This is a genomic window from Streptomyces sp. NPDC031121 (assembly GCF_055570615.1).
Genome location: NZ_JBVIGV010000018.1, coordinates 53,010 through 75,169, shown reverse-complemented (window position 1 = coordinate 75,169; position 22,160 = coordinate 53,010). Strand labels below are relative to the sequence as shown.

The window sequence follows — 22,160 nt, the reverse complement described above, 5'->3', positions numbered from 1 at the left end:
CCGGGACAGCCCCGGCCCCGGAAGGAGCCCCGTGATGGGTCAGGACCCGAAGTTCACGCCCGGCGAGGTCGCGCAGCTCGCCTGGTACACCGCCCGCATGGCCAAGCGCGGTATCGCCTCGCAGACCGTCTACCAGGGCGACCTTGAGCGCAAGGTCGACCGGATCATCGACGCCGCCCGCGAACGCACCGACCGCGAAGCGGCCGAAGCGCGGGAGAACGGCAAGCGCAAGTAGCTGTGCCCCGGGGCGGCCGTCCCGGCCAAGGAAACCGGCCGCCCCGGGCCCCTGCCCATCCCGTTGAGACGACAGGACATCCAGCATGCCCGAGAACGTCGTACCCCTCTTCAAGAACCCCCAGCCCACCACCCCCGAACCGCTCGCCCTCGTCCCGCCCGCCCCGGACCCGACGCTGACCGCCAAGTCGATCCGGGTGCTCAAGCAGACGCTGCGGGCGATGGCGGCCGCGGTCACCGCGGACCGCACGCGTACCGCGGCGCGGATGCTCGCCCGGCACGGCCTGTACGTGCTCGGCGGCGCCCGGATCGCGGCCCGCCGGGCGTGGGACGGGCGGACCGCCTCCCGCTACGAACGCATGTGGCGCGCCGCCGAAGCGGCCGGCCACTGGGAGGAAGCCAAGGAGTGGGAGGACCGCCTGCACCGCTTCCGCTCCGACCGGCACCGCCGCCGCATGGACCTGATCAAAGCCCCCCAAGACCTCGCCAAGAGCGCGCTGATCGGCACCGGCCTGACGATCGGGTCGCTGCTCGCGCTGGGGATCGTGCTGGCCATAGCGAACAAGGACATCAGCTACGTCGTCGGCCCGCTCGCCTGGGCGATCGAGCTGATCCGCCTGGTCACCGTGGTCGCGACGGTGGTGTGGGGGCCGCTGCTCACGATCGGCCCATGGGCGGCGCTTGCCGCCCTGTGGGCGCTTGGCCGCAACCGGCAGACCGCCCCCGCATGGGCGATGCCCGCCCGCCAGCGCGACGACGCCGGCGCACCCATCACCCCGTCGATCGTGGTCACCGCCCTTCGCGACCTCGGCATCGCACCCCTGAGGAACGCCATCAAGGAGATGGGCGACGCCGGAGCGGCGATGCTCGGGCCGATCCGGATCGCCGGATGCGGCGTCGAGGTCGACGTCACCCTGCCGTCCGGCGTCTCCACCGCCGAGGTCCAGGGCCGACGGCGCAAGCTCGCCGAGAACCTCGCCCGCCACGAACACGAGGTGTTCATCACCCTCCCGACCAAGGCCCGCACCGTCCGGCTGTGGATCGCCGATTCCGGCGCCCTGGACGAGCCGATCGGCCCGTCCCCGCTGGCCACCGACGAGACCATGACCGCGAACTACAAGACCGGCCGGGCGCCGTGGGGGCAGGACCTGCGCGGCGACAAGGCCCTGATCAGCCTGTATCAGCGGATGCTCCTGATCACCGGCCTGTCGAACCAGGGCAAGACCGCCGCCCTGCGCGCACTCGCCCTGTGGCTGGCCCTCGACAAGACGGTCGAGTTCCGGATCGCCGACCTGAAGGGCGTCGGCGACTGGGCGATGTTCGACGGGCTCGCCACGGTCCTGATCCAAGGCCCGACCGACGAACACGTCATCGACGCAACCGAGATGGTCGAGGGCATGGTCGCCGAGATGGAACGCCGCATCCAAGCCCCGCCCGGCACCGTCTTCACACCGCTGATCGGCATCGTGGATGAGGCACAGGTCGCGTTCATGTGCCCCGCGGTCGGCGAGGACAAGCGGCCCTACGGCGGCAGCAAGGCCACGTCCCGCTACTTCATGGCCGCGCGGAAGCTTCACAACCAGGGCCGGGCCGTGGACGTGCTGCTGTGGGAGGGCACACAGGACCCCACCGACCAGAACCTGCCCAAGCTCGTCCGCGAGGGCGCCCACACCCGCGTCTCCCTCGCCCTCGGTACTGAGTCGCAGTCCCGGATGGCGCTGGGCGACAAGGCCGTCGACGGCGGCGCCGCCCCCCACCTGCTCCGCCAGGGCCTGGACAAGGGCACCGTCGTCGTCGCCTCCGACGGCATCACCATCCCGGCCGGACAGGCCTCCATCACGGTCCGCACCCACTACATCGACACCGACGACGCCACCGCCGTCGCCGACCGCGCCAAGAAGCTGCGCGGGGCCGTCACCACCGCCACCGCGACCGAACAGCCGGCCGCCGCAGTCGACGCGCTCGCCGACATCGCCACCGTCATCGGCGACGAACCGCGGATGCGGACCCAAGAGGTCCTCGCCGGCCTCGCCGCGCTGAACCCCGGCGAGTACCGGGAGTGGACCTTCAGCGACCTCAAAGACGTCCTCGAAGGCACCGGCGCCGACCCGTACAAGTCCGACGGCCGCATGACCGTCAGCCGCGACAAGGTCCACGCCGCCCTCACCAACCGCGGGGACGACGGTTCCGCTTCCGCCGCCGAGTAGAGGGAGCCGAACCCCGCACAGGCCAGGGAGGCAGGGAGAACTCCCTGCCAACCTCCCTGACCCGCCTCCCTGGCACTGACCTGCACAAACGATCGGTCAGAGAGCCAGGGAGGCGCCGCAGGCCAGAAATCCGAACCCTGCGCTGCAGCCACCCCGCCAGGGGGTGGACCCTCCTCCCTGCCAAACGCCCGGGAGGGCTTCCGCTTAACCGCCACAAGCCGAGAGCGGCCCCCTCACGCCAATGACCGGGGCCGCTCCCATCCAGCACAACTGGAGGCACCCAGCATGACCCAACCCAACGACATTCCGCGAGCCCCCGACCGCACGGCCTCACCCGCCCACCTGCGCACCGCGCTCTGGCTCGCCGGCATCGGCCTGCCCGTCATGCCGCTGCGGGCGGGCAAACTGCCCTTCGGGAACTGCCCGACCTGCACCCGCTCGGCATGCGGGGACCGCCCCCACATGAAGGCGGCCGGGCCCTGCCAGTGCCCCGCCCCCTGCCACGGCTGGGGCGCCGCCACCACCGACCAGAGCGTCCTCACCTCCCCCGCGTGGGCGAGGGCCTGGCAGCAGGCGCACGCCGTCGCGTATCACCCCGGCGGTGCGAGGCTCACCGTCGTGGACCTCGACGACACGGACGCGATCGCGTGGGCCCGCCAGAACCTGCCCGCGACCAAGGTCGTGGCGACCACCCGCGGCGAGCACTGGATCTACTCCGGCACCGTCCGGTCGGTGAACGGGGTCCGTGAGGGCGTGGACATCAAGTCGAGCATGTCGTACGCCCGGTGGCTGGGCCCCGGCACCGGCGCCATGGTGGCGGTGCCCTCACTCGTGCACGAGCTGGTCGAGAAGAAGCCCGCCGCCGGGCCGGCGCCCCGCCCGGTCGCGGTGCCCGCTCCGGCCGGGGGCGGGCGGTGCCCGCACCGCTCGCCCGCCTACCTGGAACGCGGCATCGCGATGGCGGAGCAGCGGATCACCGCCGCCACCAGCGCGGTCCACAGCACGGTGTACGCCACGTTTCTCGCGGTGCTGTCCGCTCACGGCCGGTGCGGCTGCCTCGCCGACACCCACATCGGCCGCCTGTTCGCCGCCGCGCAGGGCAAGGGCGAATCCCCGCGGCACTGCACGGTCGCCTGGACCAACGCCCTCGCTGCTCTGGGGATGTGACATGGCCGAGGACGAGAAGAACCCGGCCCGCGAGGTCATCACGAACTACGCACAGGCCAACTTCCGGTACTTCCGGACCGCCGACGGCACCGTCTACGCCCAGCGCAACGGCCAGCCCGTCGCCCGACCGATTCGCTCGCAGGGCACCACCGGGAGCCACCGTCAGGAACTCATGGTCGGCCTGTTCCGTGACGGCTTCGGCGTCTTCAACGGCACTGCCCTCAAGGAGGCCTTGGACTTGATCGAAGCACTCGCGATGACCGAAGAAGTGCAGCCTGTCCACATCCGGGTATCCCCCGGCTCTGACGGAGCGACGTGGCTGGACCTTGGGCGCGACGACGGCAAGTCCGTCAACATTCACCCCACCGGCTGGGACGTCGTCACTCCCGAACCGCGCGAGGTGTGCTGGCGCCGCACGCAGCTCACTGGGGAGTTGCCGCTGCCTGCGAAGGACACGGAAGGCAAGGGACTGGACCTGCTGCTGCGCCTGTGCAACTTCGCCGATGCTCGCACCGAGGCTCTGGCCATCGCCTGGCTCGTCGGGTGTCTTGGCCCGTCCGTCCCCGTCCCCGCCCCGTTCCTCACCGGCCCCCAGGGCGCCGGCAAGTCCACCGGCGGCCGGATGCTCGTCCGGATCATCGAGGGCATGAGCGCGGACCTGCGGCGCTCCCCGAAGGATGAGGAGAGCCTGATCGCGGCCGTGGCGGCCGGGTGGGTCACCGCCCTAGACAACCTCTCCCACCTCGGCCCCGACCTTTCCGACTTGATGTGCTGCATCGTCACCGGCGCGGAGACCGTGAAGCGGGCCCTGTTCACCGATGGGGACGTCGTCCGCGCCCGCTACCGCAGGCCGCTGCTGCTGACCGGCATCGACGTCGGCGTCATCCGCCCGGACCTCGCCGAACGACTCCTGCCGCTGCGGTTGGAGCGCCCCAGGGTACGGCGGACCGAGGAAGAGCTGTGGGCAGAGTTCGAAGAGGCCCTGCCGGTGATCCTCGGCTCCCTGCTCGATCTCACCGTCAAGATCCGGGCCACGCAGGCAGACATCCCCACCGACCTGCGCATGGCCGACTTCGCCCACCTGTGCGCGCAGCTCGACGCCGCCACCGGCCTGGGGGCGCTCACCGCCTACCGGGCCGTCCTGGACGACCTCAACGACGACGTCATCGAGGGCGACCTCCTGGCGCAGACCGTCCTCAAGCACGCCGCCGGCATCGCCCCCGGAGCCGAGGTCCGCATGACCTCGGCAGAGTGGCTGCACGCCCTCACCCAGCTCTACACCGGCGAGGGGGAATTCCGCCCGCTGCCCAAGGGCTGGCCGACCACCGGCAAAGTCCTCTCCGACCGCCTCAAGCGGCTCCAGCCCGTTCTGACCGCCCGCGGTGTCTACGTCGACTGGGGCCGCACCAACGCCGCCCGCTACATCGAGATCGCCCGCCCCGCGCCCCCGCAGGGCGAGTCGCAAGAGATGTTCTAGACCGAGCACCACCCGGTTGCGGCCGCACAAGCAAGAGGAGCACCCCCGGCCCGGCGCGGCGGTGCTCCTCTTGCTCTTCGGCGGCTTGCCGCCGCCAAAGGGCGTGCCGCTTGCGGCTCCTCATTCACGCCTGAAGGCCAGGGCCCAACAGACATAGCCCCTCCCCCTTTTTCCTAAGTAGGAACTGCTGCGTCACCTGCGTCACCGCGGCCCTGAAAACGCTGTCTGACCTGCATCAACAGAGGTGACGCAGAGCCCGAAATCCTGCGTCACCTTGCGTCACCTGCGTCACCCCGTGACAGACGGCTGCGTCACCGGTGACGCAGCCTGTCCCCTCCTGCGTCACGGTAACCCGCAGGTCAGCGGCCTGAGTGACGCTGATGACGCAGTGACGCAGGAATCCCGACTTCGGACACATCCGCCCACCCGACTCCGAAAGGGAGACCCGATGGCTCGTCCTGTCCGCCGCCGTCAGCCCGTCGACGAGTGGCTGCCCCTGACCGACGTCCTCGCCGAGATCGGCATCACCCGAGCCACCTGGTACCGCTGGCGCAACCGCGGCTACGGGCCCGAGGTGAAGCGCCTGCCCAACGGGCACCTGCGGGTCCGCCGCAGCGCGCTCGACACCTTCCTGAACGAACTGGAGACTGCGTGACCGACTGGAGCTACACCGTGCGGATCTGGAGCATCCGCAAGCGGCCCTACCGCAAGCCGTACCAACTTCGCTGGCAGGTGGGGACGAAGCCACACTCCGAGTCCTTCCTGACCCTCGGCCTCGCCGAGAGCCGGCGGGCGCAGTTCATCACCGCGGCCCGCGAGGGCGAGCCGTGGGACGCCGAGAGCGGGCTCCCCAAGTCCCTGCTGCAAAAGGCCAAGGACATCTCCTGGTACGAGCACGCCAGGAAGTACGTGGAGATGAAGTGGCAGCACTCCCCCGCCTCCACGCGTCGGAACCTCGCCGAGGCAATGGCCACCGTGACCCTGGCGCTGGTGAAGGACACGAAGGGCATGGCGGACCACCGGGCCGTGCGTCGCGCGCTCTACACGTGGGGCTTCAACGTGAACCGGTGGGATGAGGACGCGCCGGACGACGTCGCCGCACTCCTGGCCTGGGTCGAGCGGAAGTCGGTCCCCACGTCCACCCTGGCGGACCGGATGGCCGTACGGCGGGCGCTCGACGCGTGCGCCCGCCGGCTGGACGGCAAGACGTCGTCCGGCGCCGTCATCGCCCGGAAGCGTGCGATCTTCCACCAGGCGCTGGGGCTGGCCGTGGACGCCGGCCTGCTGGGCGAGAACCCGCTCACCGCGATGAAGTGGACTGCGCCGGAGAAAGTCGAGGAGGAGGTAGACCCGGAAGCGGTGCCGGATCCCGGGCTGGTCGCCTCTCTCCTCGCCGCCGTGCGCAGGCAGGGGGCCCGCGGGCGGCACCTGGAAGCGTTCTTCGGGTGCATCTACTACTCGGCCGCCCGGCCGGGCGAGCTGGTCGGCTTACGGCTCCAGGACGTCGACCTGCCCCGGCGCGGGTGGGGGATGATCCGGTTGCGCGAGAGCCGGGCCCGCTCCGGCACCGCCTGGACGGACACGGGCGAGGCCCACGACCGGCGCGGGCTCAAGCACCGCGCCCGCAAGACGGTCCGGCACGTGCCGATTCCGCCCGAACTCGTGTCGATGCTGCGGTGGCACGTTACGGCGTACGGCACCCATGAGGACGGTCGGCTGTTCCGGACCGCCCGCGGCGGGATGGTCCAGGAGAGTGGCTACGGGGCCGTCTGGGCGGCTGCCCGGGAGGACGTTCTGACCGTCGCGGAGCGCGAGTCCAAGCTGGCCAAGCGCCCTTATGATCTCCGTCACGCGGCGGTGTCGACGTGGCTCAGCTCCGGGGTGGAGCCCCAGCTCGTCGCCCAGCGGGCCGGCCACTCCGTCGGCGTCCTCTTCCGGGTGTACGCGAAGTTCCTCAAGGGCGGCGACGAAGCCGCCAACGCGAAGATCTCGGCGCTCCTGAGTCGACACCGCACTTCGGCCCGCTGAACGCCCACCCGGCCACAACCGCAGGTCGGGCCCGGGAATCCCGTCCACAGCCCGTCCACACGCCCTGGTAGAGAGGGTGATCGAGCGAGATGCGGTGAGACAGTTCGCCCTGTCCGGGCCCGGAACGCAGAACGGCCCCTGATCGCGTTTCCGCAGATCAGGGGCCGTTCCTTCAGTGTGGCGGCGCCAGGATTCGAACCTGGGTAGGCTAAGCCGACGGATTTACAGTCCGCTCCCATTGGCCACTCGGGCACACCGCCATGGGATGTCGCCTTCCGAGACCGCTTTGCGGCGGTGCTCCCTGGCAACGACGTAAACAATACCCGATGCTCCGGGGTGCTCCGCCACCGGATTGATCAGCGCTTGCGCCGTGCGCGGTGGCCAGTGCCGGGCGCCGCGACCCGGTGAACCTTCCCGGTCACAGCACTAGGCTTTGCGGAGCGGGCCGGGCATGGCCGGCCGCGGCCCCCCGGGGCACCGACAGCCGACTTCAAGGAGCCACAGCACATGGCCGACTCCAGTTTCGACATCGTCTCGAAGGTCGAGCGGCAGGAGGTCGACAACGCCCTCAACCAGGCCGCCAAGGAACTCTCGCAGCGCTACGACTTCAAGGGCACCGGCGCGAGCATCGCCTGGTCGGGCGAGAAGATCCTGATGGAGGCGAACTCCGAGGACCGCGTGAAGGCCGTCCTGGACGTGTTCGAGACCAAGCTGGTCAAGCGCGGCATCTCGCTGAAGGCGCTCGACGCCGGCGAGCCGCAGCTGTCCGGCAAGGAGTACAAGATCTTCGCCTCGATCCAGGAGGGCATCTCCCAGGAGAACGCCAAGAAGGTGGCGAAGATGATCCGCGACGAGGGCCCGAAGGGCGTCAAGGCGCAGGTGCAGGGCGACGAGCTGCGCGTCAGCTCCAAGAGCCGCGACGACCTGCAGGCCGTCCAGGCGCTGCTCAAGGGCAAGGACCTGGACTTCGCGATCCAGTTCGTGAACTACCGCTGAGCCGGGTGGCCGCCCGGACCGGCAGGCGCCTCCCGCCGTCGTGGACGGCCGGGGGGCGTTCTCGCGTTCCGGTGCGGGCGGGCGGGCGAGGGGGTGTTCACCGGGGCCGGTTACCCTCCGGGGCGTGACGGGTGAATTGAAGCGCACGCTCGGGGTGTCCGACGCCGTGGTGGTGGGGCTGGGGGCGATGGTCGGGGCCGGCGTGTTCGCCGCGTTCGCCCCGGCGGCGCGGGCCGCGGGCCCGGCGGGCGGCGCGCTGCTCGCCGCGCTCGCGCTGGCGGGCGTCGTCGCGTACTGCAACGCGGACTCCTCGGCCCGGCTGGCGGCCCGTTATCCGGCGTCGGGCGGGACGTACGTGTACGGGCGGGAGCGGCTCGGGCCGTTCTGGGGGCATCTGGCCGGGTGGGGGTTCGTCGTCGGGAAGACCGCCTCGTGCGCGGCGATGGCGCTGACCGCGGGGGCGTACCTGTGGCCGGGGCGGGAGCACGCGGTGGCCGTCGCGGCGGTGGTGGCGCTGACGGCGGCGGGCTACGGGGGTGTGCAGAAGTCTGCGCGGATCGCGCGGGTGATCGTGGCCGCGGTGCTGGCGGTGCTTGCGGGGGTCGTCGTGGCGTGCCTGTCGTCGGGTGCGGCGGACGCGGGGAACCTGGCCGGCGGGCCGTGGGCGGGAGGGGACTCCGGGGGTTCGTGGGGCGGGCTGCTCCAGGCGGCGGGGCTGCTGTTCTTCGCGTTCGCGGGCTATGCGCGGATCACCACGCTGGGCGAGGAGGTGCGCGACCCGCAGCGGACGATCCCGCGGGCCGTGCCGATCGCGCTGGGGATCGCGCTGGCGGTGTACGCGGCGGTGGCGGTGGCCGTGCTGGCGGTGCTGGGGGCGGACGGTCTGGCGGCGTCGGCGGCGCCGCTGGCCGATGCGGTGCGGGCGGCGGGGGTGCCGTGGCTGGCGCCGGCGGTCCGGGCGGGGGCCGCGCTGGCGGCTCTGGGCTCGCTGCTGGCGCTGGTGCTCGGCGTGTCGCGGACGGTGCTCGCGATGGCGCGGGACGGCCACCTGCCACGGGCGCTGGCCGCCGTCCACCCGCGGCGCGCGGTGCCGCACCGGGCGGAGCTGGCGGTGGGCGCGGTGGTGGCGGTGCTCGCGGCGACGGGTGATCTGCGGGGTGCGATCGGCTTCTCGTCGTTCGGGGTGCTGGTGTACTACGCCGTCGCGAACGCCTCGGCGTGGACGCTCGGCCCCGGGGTGCGGGGGCGGGCCGTGGCCGCGGCGGGGCTGGCGGGGTGCGTGGCGCTGGCCGTGTCGCTCCCGGCGGGGTCGGTGGTCGCGGGTGCGGGCGTCCTGGCGCTGGGCGCGCTGTCGTACGGCGTACGGGCCCGGCAGCGGGCCGGCGTACGGTGACGCGGGCGCGGCGGCGGCGTCAGCCGCGGCCCGTCTGGCCCGGCTCCCGGCCTCCCGCGCGGTCGGCGTCGGAGCCGGCGCCGGCTCCCGCGTCGGCGGAGTCGTAGCCGACGAAGTACGTGGGGCGGCGCTGGACGGCGGTGTAGATGCGGCCGATGTACTCGCCGAGGAGGCCGACGCAGATCAGCTGGACGCCGCCGAGGAACAGCATCGCGACGAACAGCGAGGTCCAGCCGGGCACGGTCCGGCCGAGCAGGAACACCACGAGGCTGGCGCAGATCAGCAGGAGGCAGGCGACGAAGCTGACGACGCCGAGCCATGTCGCGATGCGCAGTGGGGCGGCGGAGAAGTTGGTGATGCCGTCCACGGCGAGGCGGATCATCTTGCTGAGCGGGTACTTGGTCTCGCCCGCGACGCGCTCGCCGCGCCGGTAGGCGACCTGGCCGCTGGGGAAGCCGAGCCAGGGCACGAGGAGCCGGTAGACCTGCTGCTGGTCGGGCAGGGCCTTGAGGGCCTCGACGGCCTCGCGGCTGAGCAGCCGGAAGTCCCCGGCCTGTGCGGGCACCTGCTTGCCGACGAGGCGCCGCATCAGCCAGTAGTAGGCGCCCGCGGTGCGGCGCTTGAAGCCGGTGTCGGTGCTGCGGTCGGAGCGGACGCCGTAGACGATGTCGAGGTTCTCGGCGCGGGCGAGTTCCAGCATCTCCGGGACCTTCTCCGGCGGGTCCTGGAGGTCGGCGTCGAGGCTGGCCACGTAGGCGCCGCGGGAGCGGTGCAGTCCGGCGCGGAGGGCGGCCTGGTGCCCGGAGTTGCCGCGGAGCCGGATGATCCGCAGCTCGGGCCAGTCGGCTCGGTGCTTCTCCAGGAGTTCCGCGGTGCCGTCGGTGCTGCCGTCGTCGACGGCGAGGACCTCGTAGGAGGCGCCGGTGCCGTCGAGGACCGGGCGGAGCCGGGCGACGAGGGCGGGGAGGGCCTCCTCCTCGTTGTACATCGGCACGATGACCGACAGGGTCGTGCCCGTGCGCGCTGCCGACACTGGTTCTTCCTGACCGTGGGTTGCTTCGGTTCCGGGCGCCTGCGCGCCGCCTAGCGGGAGGCGAACGGGGCGTCGGTGGGGACGATCTCGCGGCCCAGCGGGAGCAGGGAGAGCGGGACCATCTTGAAGTTGGCGATGCCGAACGGGATGCCGATGATCGTGAGGCACAGCGCGATGCCGGTCGCGATGTGGCTCAGGGCCAGCCACCAGCCGGCGAGGACGAGCCACAGCACGTTGCCGACGCAGGACGCGGCGCCGGCGTCGCGCCGCTCGACCGCGGTGTACCCGAAGGGCCACAGGGCATAGACGGCGATGCGGAAGGCGGCTATGCCGAAGGGGATGCCGATGATCGTGATGCACAGGAGCACGCCCGCGAGGCAGTAGCCCAGGAACAGCCAGATGCCGCTGAGGACGAGCCAGATGACGTTGAGGATGGTCTTCACTGTCTGCGGCCTGCCATCTGTTCGAGCCGAGCGATGCGCTCGGCCATCGGGGGGTGGGTGGAGAACATCTTAGAAAGGCCCTGGCCTGGGCGGAACGGGTTGGCGATCATCATGTGGCTCGCCGTCTCCAGCCGGGGCTCGGGGGGCAGCGGGAGCTGCTTGGTGCCGGCGTCCAGCTTGCGCAGGGCGCCGGCGAGGGCGAGGGGGTCGCCGGTGAGCTGGGCGCCGGAGGCGTCCGCCTCGTACTCACGGGAGCGGCTGATGGCGAGCTGGATGACGGAGGCGGCGAGCGGGCCCAGGATCATGACGAGCAGCATGCCGAAGAGGCCGGGGCCCTCGTCGTCGCTGGACCGGCCGACCGGGATCAGCCAGGCGAAGTTCACCAGGAACATGATCACGGAGGCGAGCGCTCCGGCGACGGACGAGATCAGGATGTCGCGGTTGTAGACGTGGCTGAGCTCGTGTCCGATCACGCCGCGCAGCTCCCGCTCGTCGAGTATGCGCAGGATGCCGTCGGTGACGCAGACGGCGGCGTTGCGCGGGTTGCGGCCGGTGGCGAAGGCGTTCGGCGCGGCGGTCGGCGAGATGTACAGCCGGGGCATGGGCTGGCGCGCGGAGGTGGAGAGCTCGCGCACGATCCGGTAGAGCGCGGGGGCCTCGAACTCGCTGACGGGGCGGGCGCGCATCGCGCGTAGAGCCAGCTTGTCGCTGTTCCAGTACGCGTACGCGTTCGTGGCGAGGGCGACGAGGACGGCGATGACCAGGCCGCCCCGGCCGAAGAGGCTTCCGATGACGATGATGAGTGCGGACAGCCCGCCGAGGAGTGCGGCGGTCTTCAGCCCGTTGTGCCGGCGGTGCACGGTACGCCCTCCAAGTGGTGCGGCGGGGACCTGGCGGGGGGTCCACGGTCCAGTGGACCCTCCCTTCAAGGTCAACGCGAGGTGGCGGCGCGTGGTTCCCGGGCCGTGCGGGGCGGGGCGCGGCGGCGGCCGCCCCCGCGGCCGGGCCGTGGCGGCGGCGGGCTGGCCGCGCGGGCGCTGCTCCATACGGGTGAGGCCGGGGCGGGCGGGGTCGCGGCCGGGCGGTGGCCGCCGCCGGGAGGCCGCCGGTCAGTTCGGGAAGAGGGTGCCCGAGGCGAAGCGGAGGACGGCCTGCGGGGCGCCCGAGAGGGCGACGGAGACCACGGCCGTGACGGCGATCGCGGCGGTGACGGGCCACGGGGACCGGCCGCTCGCACCGGCCGCCCCGCCGGCTCCTTCCGCGGCGCCTTCCGGGGTCCGGAAGAGCAGGGCGGTCCAGCGCAGGTAGTAGTACAGGGCCACGACGACGTTGACGGCCATCACGACGGCCAGCCAGCCCAGTCCCGCGTCGACCGCGGAGCCGAAGACGGCGACTTTCGCGAACAGCCCGATGATGCCCGGCGGGAGGCCGGCCAGGCAGAGCAGGAAGAACGCGAGCGCGAGGGCGGCGGCGGGCCGCTCGGCGTACAGGCCGCGGTAGTCGGCGATGCGGTGCAGCGGCTTGGTGCGGGCGACGAGCGCGGCGACGGCGAAGGCGCCGAGGTTCGCGGCGGCGTACATGAGCGCGTAGGCGACGGTGGCGCCGACCTGGTCGCGGCCGGAGTAGGCGGCGGCGGCGATCGGCACGAGGAGGTAGCCGGCCTGGCCGACGGAGGACCAGGCGAGCAGCCGCACCGCGCTGTGGGCGCGGCCGGGGTCCTGCCGGACGGCGGCCGCGTTGCCGAGGGTCATGGTGAGCGCGGCGAGGACGGCGAGGGCCGGGCCCCAGATGTCGGAGTACGCGGGGAACGCGATGACGGTGACGAGGATGAGGCCGGTGAAGCCGACGGCCTTGCCGATCACGGAGAGGTATCCGGCGATCGGCAGGGGCGCGCCGACGTAGGTGTCCGGCACCCAGAAGTGGAAGGGCACGGCCGCCGTCTTGAAGGCGAAGCCGACGAGGGTGAGCGCGACGCCGGCCATCGCGAGCGTGTCGAGCTGCCCGGGCACGTGGTCCAGCCGGTCGGCGACCTGCTCCAGGTGGAGGGAGCCGGTGGCCGCGTAGACGAGGCTGATCCCGAAGAGGGAGACGGCGGTGGCGGTGACGGAGGAGAGGAAGAACTTCAGGGCCGCCTCGGAGGACAGCCGGTCGCCGCGCCGCATGCCGACGAGGGCGAAGGCGGGCAGGGAGGCGACCTCCAGGGCGACGATCAGGGTGGCGAGGTCGCGGGAGGCGGGCAGCAGGGCCGCGCCGGCGGCGGAGGAGAGCAGCAGGAACCAGTACTCGCCGTCCGGCATGCGGGCCTCGCGGACTGCGGTGACGGACAGCAGGGCGGTGACGAGGGCGCCGGCCAGCACCAGGAACTGGATGACGAGGGTGAAGTGGTCGGCGGTGTAGCTGCACGCGCCGGGGTCGCCGGTCAGGCAGAAGGTGCTGCGGTCGCCGGCGCGCAGGGGCAGCAGGAGGGCGGTGGCGGCGGCGAGGCCGGCGGTGGCGAGCCAGCCGAGGAGCCGCTTCGTCCGCTCGGTCGCGAACAGGTCGGCGACGAGGACGGCGAGGGCGACGGCGGCCGGGACGACGACGGGGGCGATGGCGAGCCAGTCGATGCTCTGGACGAGGCTGGCCGCGGGCTCGGCGGCGGTCGGGGCGGCGGTGGCCCGGTCGGCGCCGCCGGTGGTGGTGGCCGCGTGCAGGGCCGTCATGCTTTGCCTCCTGCGAGGAGCTTCTGGACGGCCGGGTCGGTGAGGCCGAGGAGGACCGCGGGCCACAGGCCGGCGAGGACGGTGAGGGCGACGAGCGGCGTCCAGGCGGCGAACTCGTAGCCGCGGACGTCGGCGACCGCCGGTGGCGCGGCGGGGTTGGCCGGCCGGGCCGCGGGGTCGCCCATGCAGACGCGCCGTACGACGACCAGCAGGTAGGCGGCGGTCAGGAGGGTGCCGAACGCGCCCATCGCCGTCCAGGTGAGGAACGCGGGCCGGGACAGGCCCTCGGCCGGGTCGAAGGCGCCGAACAGGGCGAGCATCTCGCCCCAGAATCCGGCCAGTCCGGGCAGGCCGAGCGAGGCGACCGCCGCGAAGGCGAGGAGCGCGCCGAGGCGCGGGGCGCGGCCGTAGAGGGCTGCTCCGGTGGCGCCGGCGAGGGTGTCGAGGTCGGCGGTGTTGTAACGCTCTTTGAGAGAACCGACAAGAAAGAAGAGAAGGCCGGTGATGAGGCCGTGGGCGATGTTCGCGAACAGCGCGCCGTTCACACCGGTGGGGGTCATGGATGCGATGCCGAGGAGGACGAAGCCCATGTGGCCGACGGAGGAGTACGCGATGAGCCGCTTCAGGTCGCCCTTGTTGCCCTTGCGGGCCAGCCACAGGCAGGCGAGGGACCCGTAGAGGATGCCGACCGCGCCGAAGGCGCCCAGGTACGGGGCGATGTCCGCCATGCCGTCGGGGGTGGCGGGCAGCAGGATGCGGACGAACCCGTAGGTGCCCATCTTCAGCAGGACGCCGGCCAGGAGGACGGAGCCGACGGTGGGTGCGGCGGTGTGGGCGTCGGGCAGCCAGCTGTGCAGCGGCCACATCGGGGTCTTGACGGCGAGGCCCGTGCCGATGGCGAGGACGGCCAGCAGCTGGGTGGTGGCGGTCAGTCCGCGGCCGCCGTCGGCGGCGAGCGCGGTCATGTCGAAGGTGCCGGCGTGCAGGCCGAGGAGGAGCAGGCCGAGCAGCATCACGACGGAGCCGAGGAGCGTGTACAGGATGAACTTCCAGGCGGCGGCCTGCCGCCGCTCGCCGCCCCAGCGGGCGATGAGGAAGTACATGGGGATGAGGACCGTCTCGAAGGCGAGGAAGAACAGCATCAGGTCGAGGACGGCGAAGGTGGCGAGGGTGCCGGTCTCCAGGACGAGCAGGAGCGCGGTGAAGGCCTTCGCGGAGGGGCCTTCGGGGAGCTTGAAGTAGCTGTAGAGCGCGCACAGGAAGAACAGCAGCGCGGTCATCACGAGGAGGGGGAGCGAGATGCCGTCGACACCGAGGTGGATCCGGACGTTCAGTGCGGGGATCCAGCTGATGTCCGTGGTCGCCTGGAAGCGGGAGGGCTGGTCGTGGTCGAAGCCGGCGGCCAGGGCGAGGACCGCGGCGAGGACGGCGCCGGTGACGGTCACGCCGTGGCGGAGCACGGCCTGCGCGGGGTTCCTGCCCTTGAGGCCGGGCGGGGCCGGCAGCAGGGCCGCCGCGGCACCGAGGAGGGGCGCGGCGACGGCGAACGCCAGCAGGAACTGCATCACGGACGGGCTGATATCGATCACGGCTGACTCACGGCTCACGATCCGGCGTTGAGGTTGGCGAGGACGGCGGTGGCGATCGCCAGGACCACGGCGCCGGCGAACAGGGCGCTCAGGTAGCTCTGCACGTTGCCGGTCTGGGCGCGGCGGACGAGGCTGCCGAGGAGCCGGGTCCCGGCGCCGGCCCCGCCGACGTACGTGTCGACGACCTCGCGGTCGAGGAAGCGGACGAGGCCGGCGGCGGCGCGGACGGGCCGGACGAACAGCCGGTCGTAGGCGGCGTCGAGGTGGAAGCCGGCGGCGGCGTGCCGGTACAGCGGTCCGAGCAGGGCGCGGCCCGGGTCGGGGGCGGGGCCGGCGGGGACGGCGGGGTGGTCGTGGGTGACCTCGGCGACCTCGGGGGCCTCGGCGGCGGATTCGGCGGCGGCGACGGAGGCGGGCACGGGTTCGGCGCTGCGGTAGGAGCCGGCCGCGGCGGCGGCGACGGCGCGCTGCCACAGGCCGTAGGTCAGCAGGGCGCCGACGGCGGCGGCGCCGGTGCCGAGGACGGTGGTGGCCGCGGTCGGGGTGAGCTGTCCGCCGTCGAACCAGTCGGCGAGCGGGACGGCGGCGAGTCCGAAGGCGAGGGAGGGGAGGGCCAGCAGCCACAGGACGCCGGTCATGGCGAGGGGCTGCCTGCCGTGGTCGGGGGCGGCGGCGCCGCGGCCGCGGAAGGCCATGAGCCACAGGCGGGTCGCGTAGGCGGCGGTGAGGAGGGCGGTCAGCACGCCGGAGGCGAGGACGAGCCAGCCGGCGGCGGCCGGGACGGCCGCGGTGTGGCCGGCGGCGGCGTTCTCCGCGGCGACGAGGACGGCTTCCTTGGAGAAGAAGCCGGCGAAGGGCGGGATCGCGGCGAGTGCGAGCAGGCCGATCGTCATGGTCCAGAAGGCGTCGGGGACGCGTCGGGCGAGGCCGTCCATGCGGGCCATGGCGGCGAGGGAGTTGGTGCCGGCGGCGTGGATGATCACGCCGGCGCCGAGGAAGAGGAGCGCCTTGAAGGCGCCGTGGGACAGGAGGTGGAAGACGGCGGCGCCGCGGTCGCCGACGGCGAGGGCGCCGGTCATGTAGCCGAGCTGGCCGATGGTGGAGTAGGCGAGGACCCGCTTGATGTCGTCCTGGGCGAGGGCGGCGATGGCCGAGCCGGCCATGGTGACGGCCGCCATGGCGGCCATGACGAGGAGCGCGGCCCGGGAGGCCGTGAAGACGGGGAGGAGGCGGGCGATGAAGTACACGCCGGCGGCGACCATCGTCGCCGCGTGGATCAGCGCGGAGACGGGGGTGGGGCCGGCCATGGCGTCGGGGAGCCAGGTGTGCAGCGGGAACTGCGCGGACTTGCCGGCGACGCCGGCGAGGAGCAGCAGGGCGATCACGGTCGGGTGGTCGAGCCGGCCCGCGGCGACGGAGCCGAGGATGTCGGTGATCTGGAAGGAGCCGGTGTCGGCGGCGAGCGCGAACAGGCCGATCAGGAAGGGGACGTCGCCGAGCTTGGTGACGAGGAAGGCCTTGAGGGAGGCGGAGCGGGCCGCCTCGGTCTCCCAGTAGTGCCCGACGAGGAAGTAGGAGCAGATGCCCATGACCTCCCAGCCGACCAGCAGCACCATCAGGTCGCCGGAGTAGACGACGACGAGCATGGCGGAGGTGAAGAGGGAGACGAGAGCGGCGTACGAGGGGTAGCGGGGGTCCTCGCGCAGGTAGGCCGTCGAGTACAGCTGGACGCAGGTGGCGACGGTGGTGACCAGGACGGCGGTCAGGGCGGCGAAGCCGTCGAGGTGCAGGGACAGCTCGATCGGGACGGAGCCGGTGGGGGTCAGCTCGGTGGCGGCGTCGAGGGCGGGGCCGCCGCCCTGCCGGACGGCGACGAGGACGGCGAGGACGGCTGAGGCCAGCGCCGGGAGGACGGCGAGGGGGCGGACGAATCCGGGGGCGGTGCGTCCGAGGAGGAGGCCGGCGGCGGCGCCGAGGAAGGGGAGGAGCGGGACGAGGACGGCGAGGGTGGTGGTGCTCACGCGGCGACCTCCGGCCGGGCGGTGCCGGTCGTGCCGGTCGTGTCGGGTTCGCGGGCTTCGGCGGTGTCGCGCAGCCGGTCGACGTCCGAGGTGCCCCGGTTGCGGTAGACCATCAGCACGATCGCGAGGCCGATGCCGATCTCGGCGGCGGCGATGGCGATGGTGAAGAGGGTGAGGGCCTGGCCGGCGTGGAGGGTGTCGCGCAGCCAGACGTCGAAGGCCACCAGGTTGAGGTTGACGGCGTTGAGCATGAGCTCGACGGACATCAGGACCAGGATGGCGTTGCGGCGGGCCAGGACTCCGTAGAGGCCGGTGCAGAAGAGGAGCGCCGCGAGCACGGCGGGGTAGGCGAGGTGCATCAGCTCTCCCCCTGGTCGGTGGCGTCGGCGGGTGCGGCGGCGGTGTCCGCCGTGTCCTTGCGGGAGAGCACGATGGCGCCGACGAGGGCCGCGAGGAGGAGGACGGACAGCGCCTCGAACGGCAGCACCCAGTGCCGGAAGAGGATCTCGCCGGTGACCTGGGTGGAGCCCTGGACGGGGCCGTCGAGGTCGATCCAGGTGGTGCGGAAGGCGTCGACGACCACCCAGACGAGGGCGGCGGCGGCGACGGCGGCGACGCCGAGGGCGACCCACCGGTTGCCGGAGTCGGCGTCCGGGGAGCGGCCGATGGGGGCCTTGGTGAGCATGAGGCCGAAAAGGAGGAGGACGATGACGGAGCCGAGGTAGATGAGGACCTGCACCCAGGCGATGAACTCGGCGGTGAGCAGCAGGTACTCGACGGCGATCCCGCCGAGCGCCACGACCAGCCACAGGGCGGCGTGGACGAGCTGTCGGGTGGTGACGGTGACGACGGCCGCGCCGAGTGTGGCGAGGCCGACGAGGACGAAGGCGATCTCGACGCCGGTCGGGGAGAGGAAGCCGCGCTCGGCGGCGGCCGTCGCCGCGGTGGCGAGGGCGGTGGATGCGGAGGTCACGCGTCCGCCTCCCCCGGGGTGCCGGTACCGGGGGCGGTTCCGCCAGGGGCCGGGCTGTCGGAGGCCGGTTCGGCGGGGGCCGGGTCGGCGGCCGCGGCTGCTGCCGCGGCGGCGGCAGCGGCTTCGGCCTTGTCCGCCGCCTTGCGGGCCGCGGCGAGTTCCTTGGGCTCCTCGGCCGCGGGGTCGAGTGCGGGCGGGGCGGGCACCGTCCACATCCACTGGCGCAGCTTGTCGCGCTCGTGGGTGAGGTCGAGGATGTCCGTCTCCGCGTACTCGAACTCCGGCGACCAGAAGAGGGCGTCGAAGGGGCAGACCTCGATGCAGATGCCGCAGTACATGCAGAGGGAGAAGTCGATCGCGAAGCGGTCGAGGACGTTGCGGCTGCGCTCGCGGCCGCCGGGGGTGGCGGCGGGCACCGTCTCCTTGTGGGAGTCGATGTAGATGCACCAGTCGGGGCACTCGCGGGCGCACAGCATGCAGACCGTGCAGTTCTCCTCGAACAGGCCGATGACCCCGCGGGTGCGGGGCGGGAGTTCGGGCTGCACCTCGGGGTACTGGGCGGTGTGCGAGCGCTTCGTCATCGTGCGCAGGGTGACGGCGAGGCCCTTGGCCAGGCCGGATCCGGGGATGGGCATCAGTTCATCGCCACCTTCACGATGCCGGTGAGCGCGATCTGGGCGAGCGCGAGCGGGATGAGCACGGTCCAGGCGAGCTTCTGGAGCTGGTCCTCGCGCAGGCGCGGGTAGCTCACGCGGAGCCAGATCACGACGAAGGCGAGGACGGCGGTCTTGAGGAGGGTCCACACCCAGCCGTCGGCGACGGGCCCGTGCCAGCCGCCGAGGAAGAGGACGGTGGTCAGGGCGCAGAGGACGACGATGCCGGCGTACTCGGCGAGGAGGAACAGGGCGAAGCGCAGGCCGGTGTACTCGGTGTACGCGCCGAAGATGATCTCGGAGTCGGCGACGGGCATGTCGAAGGGGGGCCGCTGGAGTTCGGCGAGCCCGGCGGTGAAGAAGACGAGCGCGCCGGTGATCTGCCAGGGCAGCCACCACCACTCGAAGGCGCCGACGATGCCGGGCAGGGACACCGTCCCGGCGGCCATGGCGACGGAGGCGGCGGTGAGCAGCATGGGCAGCTCGTAGGCGAGGAGCTGGGCGGCGGTGCGCAGGCCGCCGAGGAGGGAGAACTTGTTCGCGGAGGCCCAGCCGGCCATGAGGCTGCCGAGGACGCCGACGCCCATGACGGCGAGGACGAAGAACACGCCGGCGTCGATGGCCTGCCCGACGGCGCCCTCGCCGGGGCCGATGGGGATGGCGATGAGGACGAGGAGGTAGGGGAGCAGGGCGACTGCCGGGGCGAGCTGGAAGATGCGGCGGTCGGCGCCGGCCGGGACCACGTCCTCCTTCTGCGCGAACTTCACGCCGTCGGCGACGAGCTGGGCCCAGCCGTGGAAGCCGCCCGCGTACATGGGGCCGAGGCGGCCCTGCATGTGCGCCATCACCTTGTGCTCGGTCTGCCCGATGACGAGCGGGAGCACGAGGAAGACGGCGAAGACGACCAGCAGCCGCAGGGCGACGTCGAGTGCGTCGTTCACGCGTCGCCTCCGTTGTCGGGTGTGGGGTCGGGGGTGGTGGTCTCGGCGGCGCCCGAGCCGCTGCCGGTGCCGGTGTCGCTGCCGCTGGCCGGGGTGCCCCGCTCCTGGGCGGGGGCGGGGCCGGGTTTGCGCTCCCGGCCGGCGGGGGGCTCGGCCTCGTCGAAGGCGGGCTTGGGGTCGTGCCAGGGGGCGTCGGAACTGCGCCGGGCGGCGGCCTTGCGGGCGGGCCGCTCCTCCCCCGCGGCTGCCGGGGCCTCCCCTTCGCCGGGCGGCGGCGCAGGCGCGGCGGCCGCCTGGCTCGCCGAGCCCTCCGACGCCGACCGCGAACGCCGCACCGGACGCACCGGAGCCTCCGCACCCTCGGCACCCGCCGCCGGAGCGGCCGCCGCCTGGCTCGCCGAGCCCTCCGACGCCGACCGCGAACGCCGCACCGGACGCACCGGGGCCTCCGTGCCCTCCGCCGGAGCCGGAGCGGCAGCCGCCTGGCCGGCCGAGCCGTCGGCGGCCGAGCGGGTGCGTCGGACCGGCGCGCCCTCGCGGGGGGTGCGGGCGGCCGCGCCCGCGGCGCGCGCGGTGCGTGCCGGGCGGGCGGGGGCGGGCGGGAGCTGGCCCTTGAGGGGGCCCCAGTCGTTGGGGTCGGGGACGCCCGGCGGCAGCATCTGCCGCCGCTTCGGCCCGTCGGCGTCGGCGCCCTCGCCGGGCTCCTTCGCGCCCGGCCAGGCCTTCGCGACGCGCGCCGCGAGCACGAAGTCCTTGCGCAGCGGGTGGCCCTCGAAGTTCTCCGGCAGGAGCAGCGGCGCCAGGTTCGGGTGGTCGGTGAAGTCGACGCCGAACATCTCGTGCGTCTCGCGCTCGTGCCAGGCGGCGCCCGCGTACACGGCGACGGCGGACGGCAGCGAGGCCGCGGCGTGCGGGACGGTGGTGCGCAGCAGCAGGCGGCGTACGCGGCGGTTCTCCAGCGCGACAACGTGCGCGCAGATGCGGAAGCCGGTGCCGGGCTCGTCGACGGCGCTCAGCCAGTCGAAGTAGGTGCAGCCCAGCTTGTCGCGGGCGGTCTCCAGCGCGGAGATCCAGCTGCCGACGGGGACGTCGACGGTCAGGACGCCGTACGAGCTCTCGGCGACGGCCTCGGCGCCGAAGACGGTGGCGGCGGCGTCGGGCAGCGCGTCGTACAGGTTCATGCGCCGCCTCCCGGGGCGGGCGGGGGCGTGACCAGCCCGCTGGTGAGCTGCTGCACCGAGGGCGTCTGCGCGTACCGCTCGGCGAGCGACTCGCGGGCGATCTTCTCCTGGAGCTTGAGGATGCCCTGGAGCAGTGCTTCCGGGCGGGGCGGGCAGCCGGGGACGTAGACGTCGACGGGGATGATCTGGTCGACGCCCTTGGTGACGGAGTACGAGTCCCAGTACGGGCCGCCGCAGTTGGCGCAGGCGCCGAAGGAGATGACGTACTTCGGCTCGGGCATCTGCTCGTAGAGCCGCTTGACGGCCGGGGCCATCTTGTCGGTCACCGTGCCCGAGACGATCATCAGGTCGGCCTGGCGGGGGCCCGGCGCGAAGGGGATGACGCCGAGCCGGATGAAGTCGTGCCGGGCCATCGACGCGGCGATGAACTCGATCGCGCAGCAGGCGAGGCCGAAGTTGAAGACCCACAGGCTGTAGCGGCGGCCCCAGTTGAGGACCACCTTCATGGGCTCGGGGGCCAGCCGGGACAGGACCCCGAGGCGCCGGGGCTCCGGCAGCATCAGGGGCTCGGGTGTCACGTCCATTCGAGGACGCCCTTCTTGTACGCGTAGAGCAGGCCGACGGCGAGGAAGCCCAGGAAGACGAACATCTCCACGAGCGTCGTGGCGCCGTAGCCGGCGGCGGCGAACACCGTCGCCCACGGGAAGAGGAAGATCGAGTCGACGGCGAAGATGACGTAGAGGAAGGCGTAGACGTAGTAGCGGACCTGGGTGTGCGCCCAGCCCTCGCCGACGGGGTCGACGCCGCACTCGTACGTCAGCAGCTTCTCGGGGGTCGGGACGGCGGGGCGCAGCAGGCGGCCCGCGCCGAAGGCGACGGCGACGAAGAGCACGCCGAGGACCGCCAGCAGGCCGACGACCGAATAGCTCCGGAAGTAGTCCGCGGCGAGCAGGGTCGCGGTCGACACCGTTGGTTCGGGCACGTCCGTTCCTCGCTCCTTGGCCGCTGTCGACGATCTGGTACGGACGGGAGTCTAGGGCCTGGCCCGAGCGGGGTGGGGTTATCCCCCGTTCACCGCGGCCCGGCTCCCCCCTGGCACCGGCCGCGGGCGCCTTGGCAGGC

At 72.9% G+C, this 22,160-nt stretch carries 21 protein-coding genes and 1 tRNA gene; 8 read left to right on the top strand and 14 right to left on the bottom strand.

Annotated features, from left to right (window positions below; genetic code table 11):
- The first annotated feature begins 34 nt into the window (after positions 1-34).
- The 6 genes from ACZ462_RS28705 (at position 35) to ACZ462_RS28680 (ending at position 7,113) form a co-directional block, all read left to right on the top strand.
- Positions 35-235 carry a DUF6257 family protein gene (locus tag ACZ462_RS28705; protein ID WP_467807144.1) on the top strand — a complete coding sequence of 67 codons (201 nt, stop codon included), beginning with the start codon at positions 35-37 and terminating at the stop codon, positions 233-235.
- A gap of 85 nt (positions 236-320) precedes the next feature.
- Entirely contained in the window at positions 321-2,441 is a 2,121-nt protein-coding gene (locus ACZ462_RS28700) for an FtsK/SpoIIIE domain-containing protein (protein ID WP_467807142.1), read from the top strand.
- Positions 2,442-2,726: 285 nt separating this feature from the next.
- Positions 2,727-3,608: a bifunctional DNA primase/polymerase gene (locus ACZ462_RS28695; RefSeq protein WP_467807141.1), complete on the top strand. Its 882-nt coding sequence runs from the start codon at positions 2,727-2,729 to the stop codon at positions 3,606-3,608.
- Position 3,609: 1 nt separating this feature from the next.
- Positions 3,610-5,085, top strand: a complete 1,476-nt coding sequence (locus ACZ462_RS28690; RefSeq protein WP_467807138.1) for an ATP-binding protein — start codon at positions 3,610-3,612, stop codon at positions 5,083-5,085.
- Between the two features lie 448 nt (positions 5,086-5,533).
- Positions 5,534-5,740, top strand: a complete 207-nt coding sequence (locus ACZ462_RS28685) for a helix-turn-helix transcriptional regulator (protein WP_030773700.1) — start codon at positions 5,534-5,536, stop codon at positions 5,738-5,740.
- Positions 5,737-7,113: a tyrosine-type recombinase/integrase gene (locus tag ACZ462_RS28680; RefSeq protein ID WP_467807136.1), complete on the top strand. Its 1,377-nt coding sequence runs from the start codon at positions 5,737-5,739 to the stop codon at positions 7,111-7,113. The genes ACZ462_RS28685 and ACZ462_RS28680 overlap by 4 nt, the downstream gene beginning before the upstream one ends.
- Positions 7,114-7,291: 178 nt before the next feature.
- Here the strand turns inward: ACZ462_RS28680 and ACZ462_RS28675 are convergent.
- Positions 7,292-7,373, bottom strand: a tRNA-Tyr gene (locus ACZ462_RS28675).
- Positions 7,374-7,620: 247 nt separating this feature from the next.
- Between ACZ462_RS28675 and ACZ462_RS28670 the strand changes: the two genes are divergently transcribed.
- Together ACZ462_RS28670 and ACZ462_RS28665 are read left to right on the top strand one after the other, a co-directional pair.
- Positions 7,621-8,109, top strand: coding sequence for a YajQ family cyclic di-GMP-binding protein (locus tag ACZ462_RS28670; protein ID WP_114053705.1), 489 nt, complete (start codon positions 7,621-7,623; stop codon positions 8,107-8,109).
- A 124-nt stretch (positions 8,110-8,233) separates the two neighbouring features.
- Complete coding sequence (locus ACZ462_RS28665) at positions 8,234-9,502, top strand: APC family permease (protein ID WP_467807135.1); 1,269 nt, start codon at positions 8,234-8,236, stop codon at positions 9,500-9,502.
- A gap of 19 nt (positions 9,503-9,521) precedes the next feature.
- Here the strand turns inward: ACZ462_RS28665 and ACZ462_RS28660 are convergent, their stop codons facing one another.
- The 13 genes from ACZ462_RS28660 to ACZ462_RS28600 form a co-directional block, all read right to left on the bottom strand.
- Positions 9,522-10,535 carry a glycosyltransferase family 2 protein gene (locus ACZ462_RS28660; protein ID WP_467807134.1) on the bottom strand — a complete coding sequence of 338 codons (1,014 nt, stop codon included), beginning with the start codon at positions 10,533-10,535 and terminating at the stop codon, positions 9,522-9,524.
- Positions 10,536-10,585: 50 nt separating this feature from the next.
- Positions 10,586-10,978 carry a YccF domain-containing protein gene (locus ACZ462_RS28655; protein ID WP_467807133.1) on the bottom strand — a complete coding sequence of 131 codons (393 nt, stop codon included), beginning with the start codon at positions 10,976-10,978 and terminating at the stop codon, positions 10,586-10,588.
- A complete protein-coding gene (gene htpX, locus ACZ462_RS28650; RefSeq protein ID WP_467807131.1) occupies positions 10,975-11,838 on the bottom strand; it encodes a zinc metalloprotease HtpX in 864 nt (287 codons plus the stop codon). Before htpX ends, ACZ462_RS28655 begins: the two co-directional genes overlap by 4 nt.
- Before the next feature lie 249 nt (positions 11,839-12,087).
- Entirely contained in the window at positions 12,088-13,680 is a 1,593-nt protein-coding gene (locus tag ACZ462_RS28645; RefSeq protein ID WP_467807130.1) for an NADH-quinone oxidoreductase subunit N, read from the bottom strand.
- Positions 13,677-15,269, bottom strand: a complete 1,593-nt coding sequence (locus ACZ462_RS28640) for a complex I subunit 4 family protein (protein WP_467807128.1) — start codon at positions 15,267-15,269, stop codon at positions 13,677-13,679. Before ACZ462_RS28640 ends, ACZ462_RS28645 begins: the two co-directional genes overlap by 4 nt.
- A gap of 14 nt (positions 15,270-15,283) precedes the next feature.
- Positions 15,284-17,290 (bottom strand): NADH-quinone oxidoreductase subunit 5 family protein, encoded by a 2,007-nt coding sequence (locus ACZ462_RS28635; RefSeq protein ID WP_467807126.1) that lies wholly within the window; start codon positions 17,288-17,290, stop codon positions 15,284-15,286.
- On the bottom strand, positions 17,287-17,649 hold the full coding sequence (gene nuoK, locus ACZ462_RS28630) for an NADH-quinone oxidoreductase subunit NuoK (protein WP_365512067.1): 363 nt from the start codon (positions 17,647-17,649) through the stop codon (positions 17,287-17,289). Before nuoK ends, ACZ462_RS28635 begins: the two co-directional genes overlap by 4 nt.
- Positions 17,649-18,263, bottom strand: coding sequence for an NADH-quinone oxidoreductase subunit J family protein (locus ACZ462_RS28625; RefSeq protein WP_467807125.1), 615 nt, complete (start codon positions 18,261-18,263; stop codon positions 17,649-17,651). Before ACZ462_RS28625 ends, nuoK begins: the two co-directional genes overlap by 1 nt.
- Positions 18,260-18,901 (bottom strand): NuoI/complex I 23 kDa subunit family protein, encoded by a 642-nt coding sequence (locus ACZ462_RS28620; protein WP_467807166.1) that lies wholly within the window; start codon positions 18,899-18,901, stop codon positions 18,260-18,262. Before ACZ462_RS28620 ends, ACZ462_RS28625 begins: the two co-directional genes overlap by 4 nt.
- Complete coding sequence (locus ACZ462_RS28615; protein ID WP_467807123.1) at positions 18,898-19,857, bottom strand: complex I subunit 1/NuoH family protein; 960 nt, start codon at positions 19,855-19,857, stop codon at positions 18,898-18,900. Before ACZ462_RS28615 ends, ACZ462_RS28620 begins: the two co-directional genes overlap by 4 nt.
- Positions 19,854-21,038: an NADH-quinone oxidoreductase subunit C gene (locus ACZ462_RS28610; protein WP_467807122.1), complete on the bottom strand. Its 1,185-nt coding sequence runs from the start codon at positions 21,036-21,038 to the stop codon at positions 19,854-19,856. Before ACZ462_RS28610 ends, ACZ462_RS28615 begins: the two co-directional genes overlap by 4 nt.
- Positions 21,035-21,622, bottom strand: a complete 588-nt coding sequence (locus ACZ462_RS28605) for an NADH-quinone oxidoreductase subunit B (RefSeq protein ID WP_467807120.1) — start codon at positions 21,620-21,622, stop codon at positions 21,035-21,037. Before ACZ462_RS28605 ends, ACZ462_RS28610 begins: the two co-directional genes overlap by 4 nt.
- Positions 21,613-22,020 (bottom strand): NADH-quinone oxidoreductase subunit A, encoded by a 408-nt coding sequence (locus tag ACZ462_RS28600; RefSeq protein ID WP_467807118.1) that lies wholly within the window; start codon positions 22,018-22,020, stop codon positions 21,613-21,615. Before ACZ462_RS28600 ends, ACZ462_RS28605 begins: the two co-directional genes overlap by 10 nt.
- Positions 22,021-22,160 lie beyond the last annotated feature (140 nt).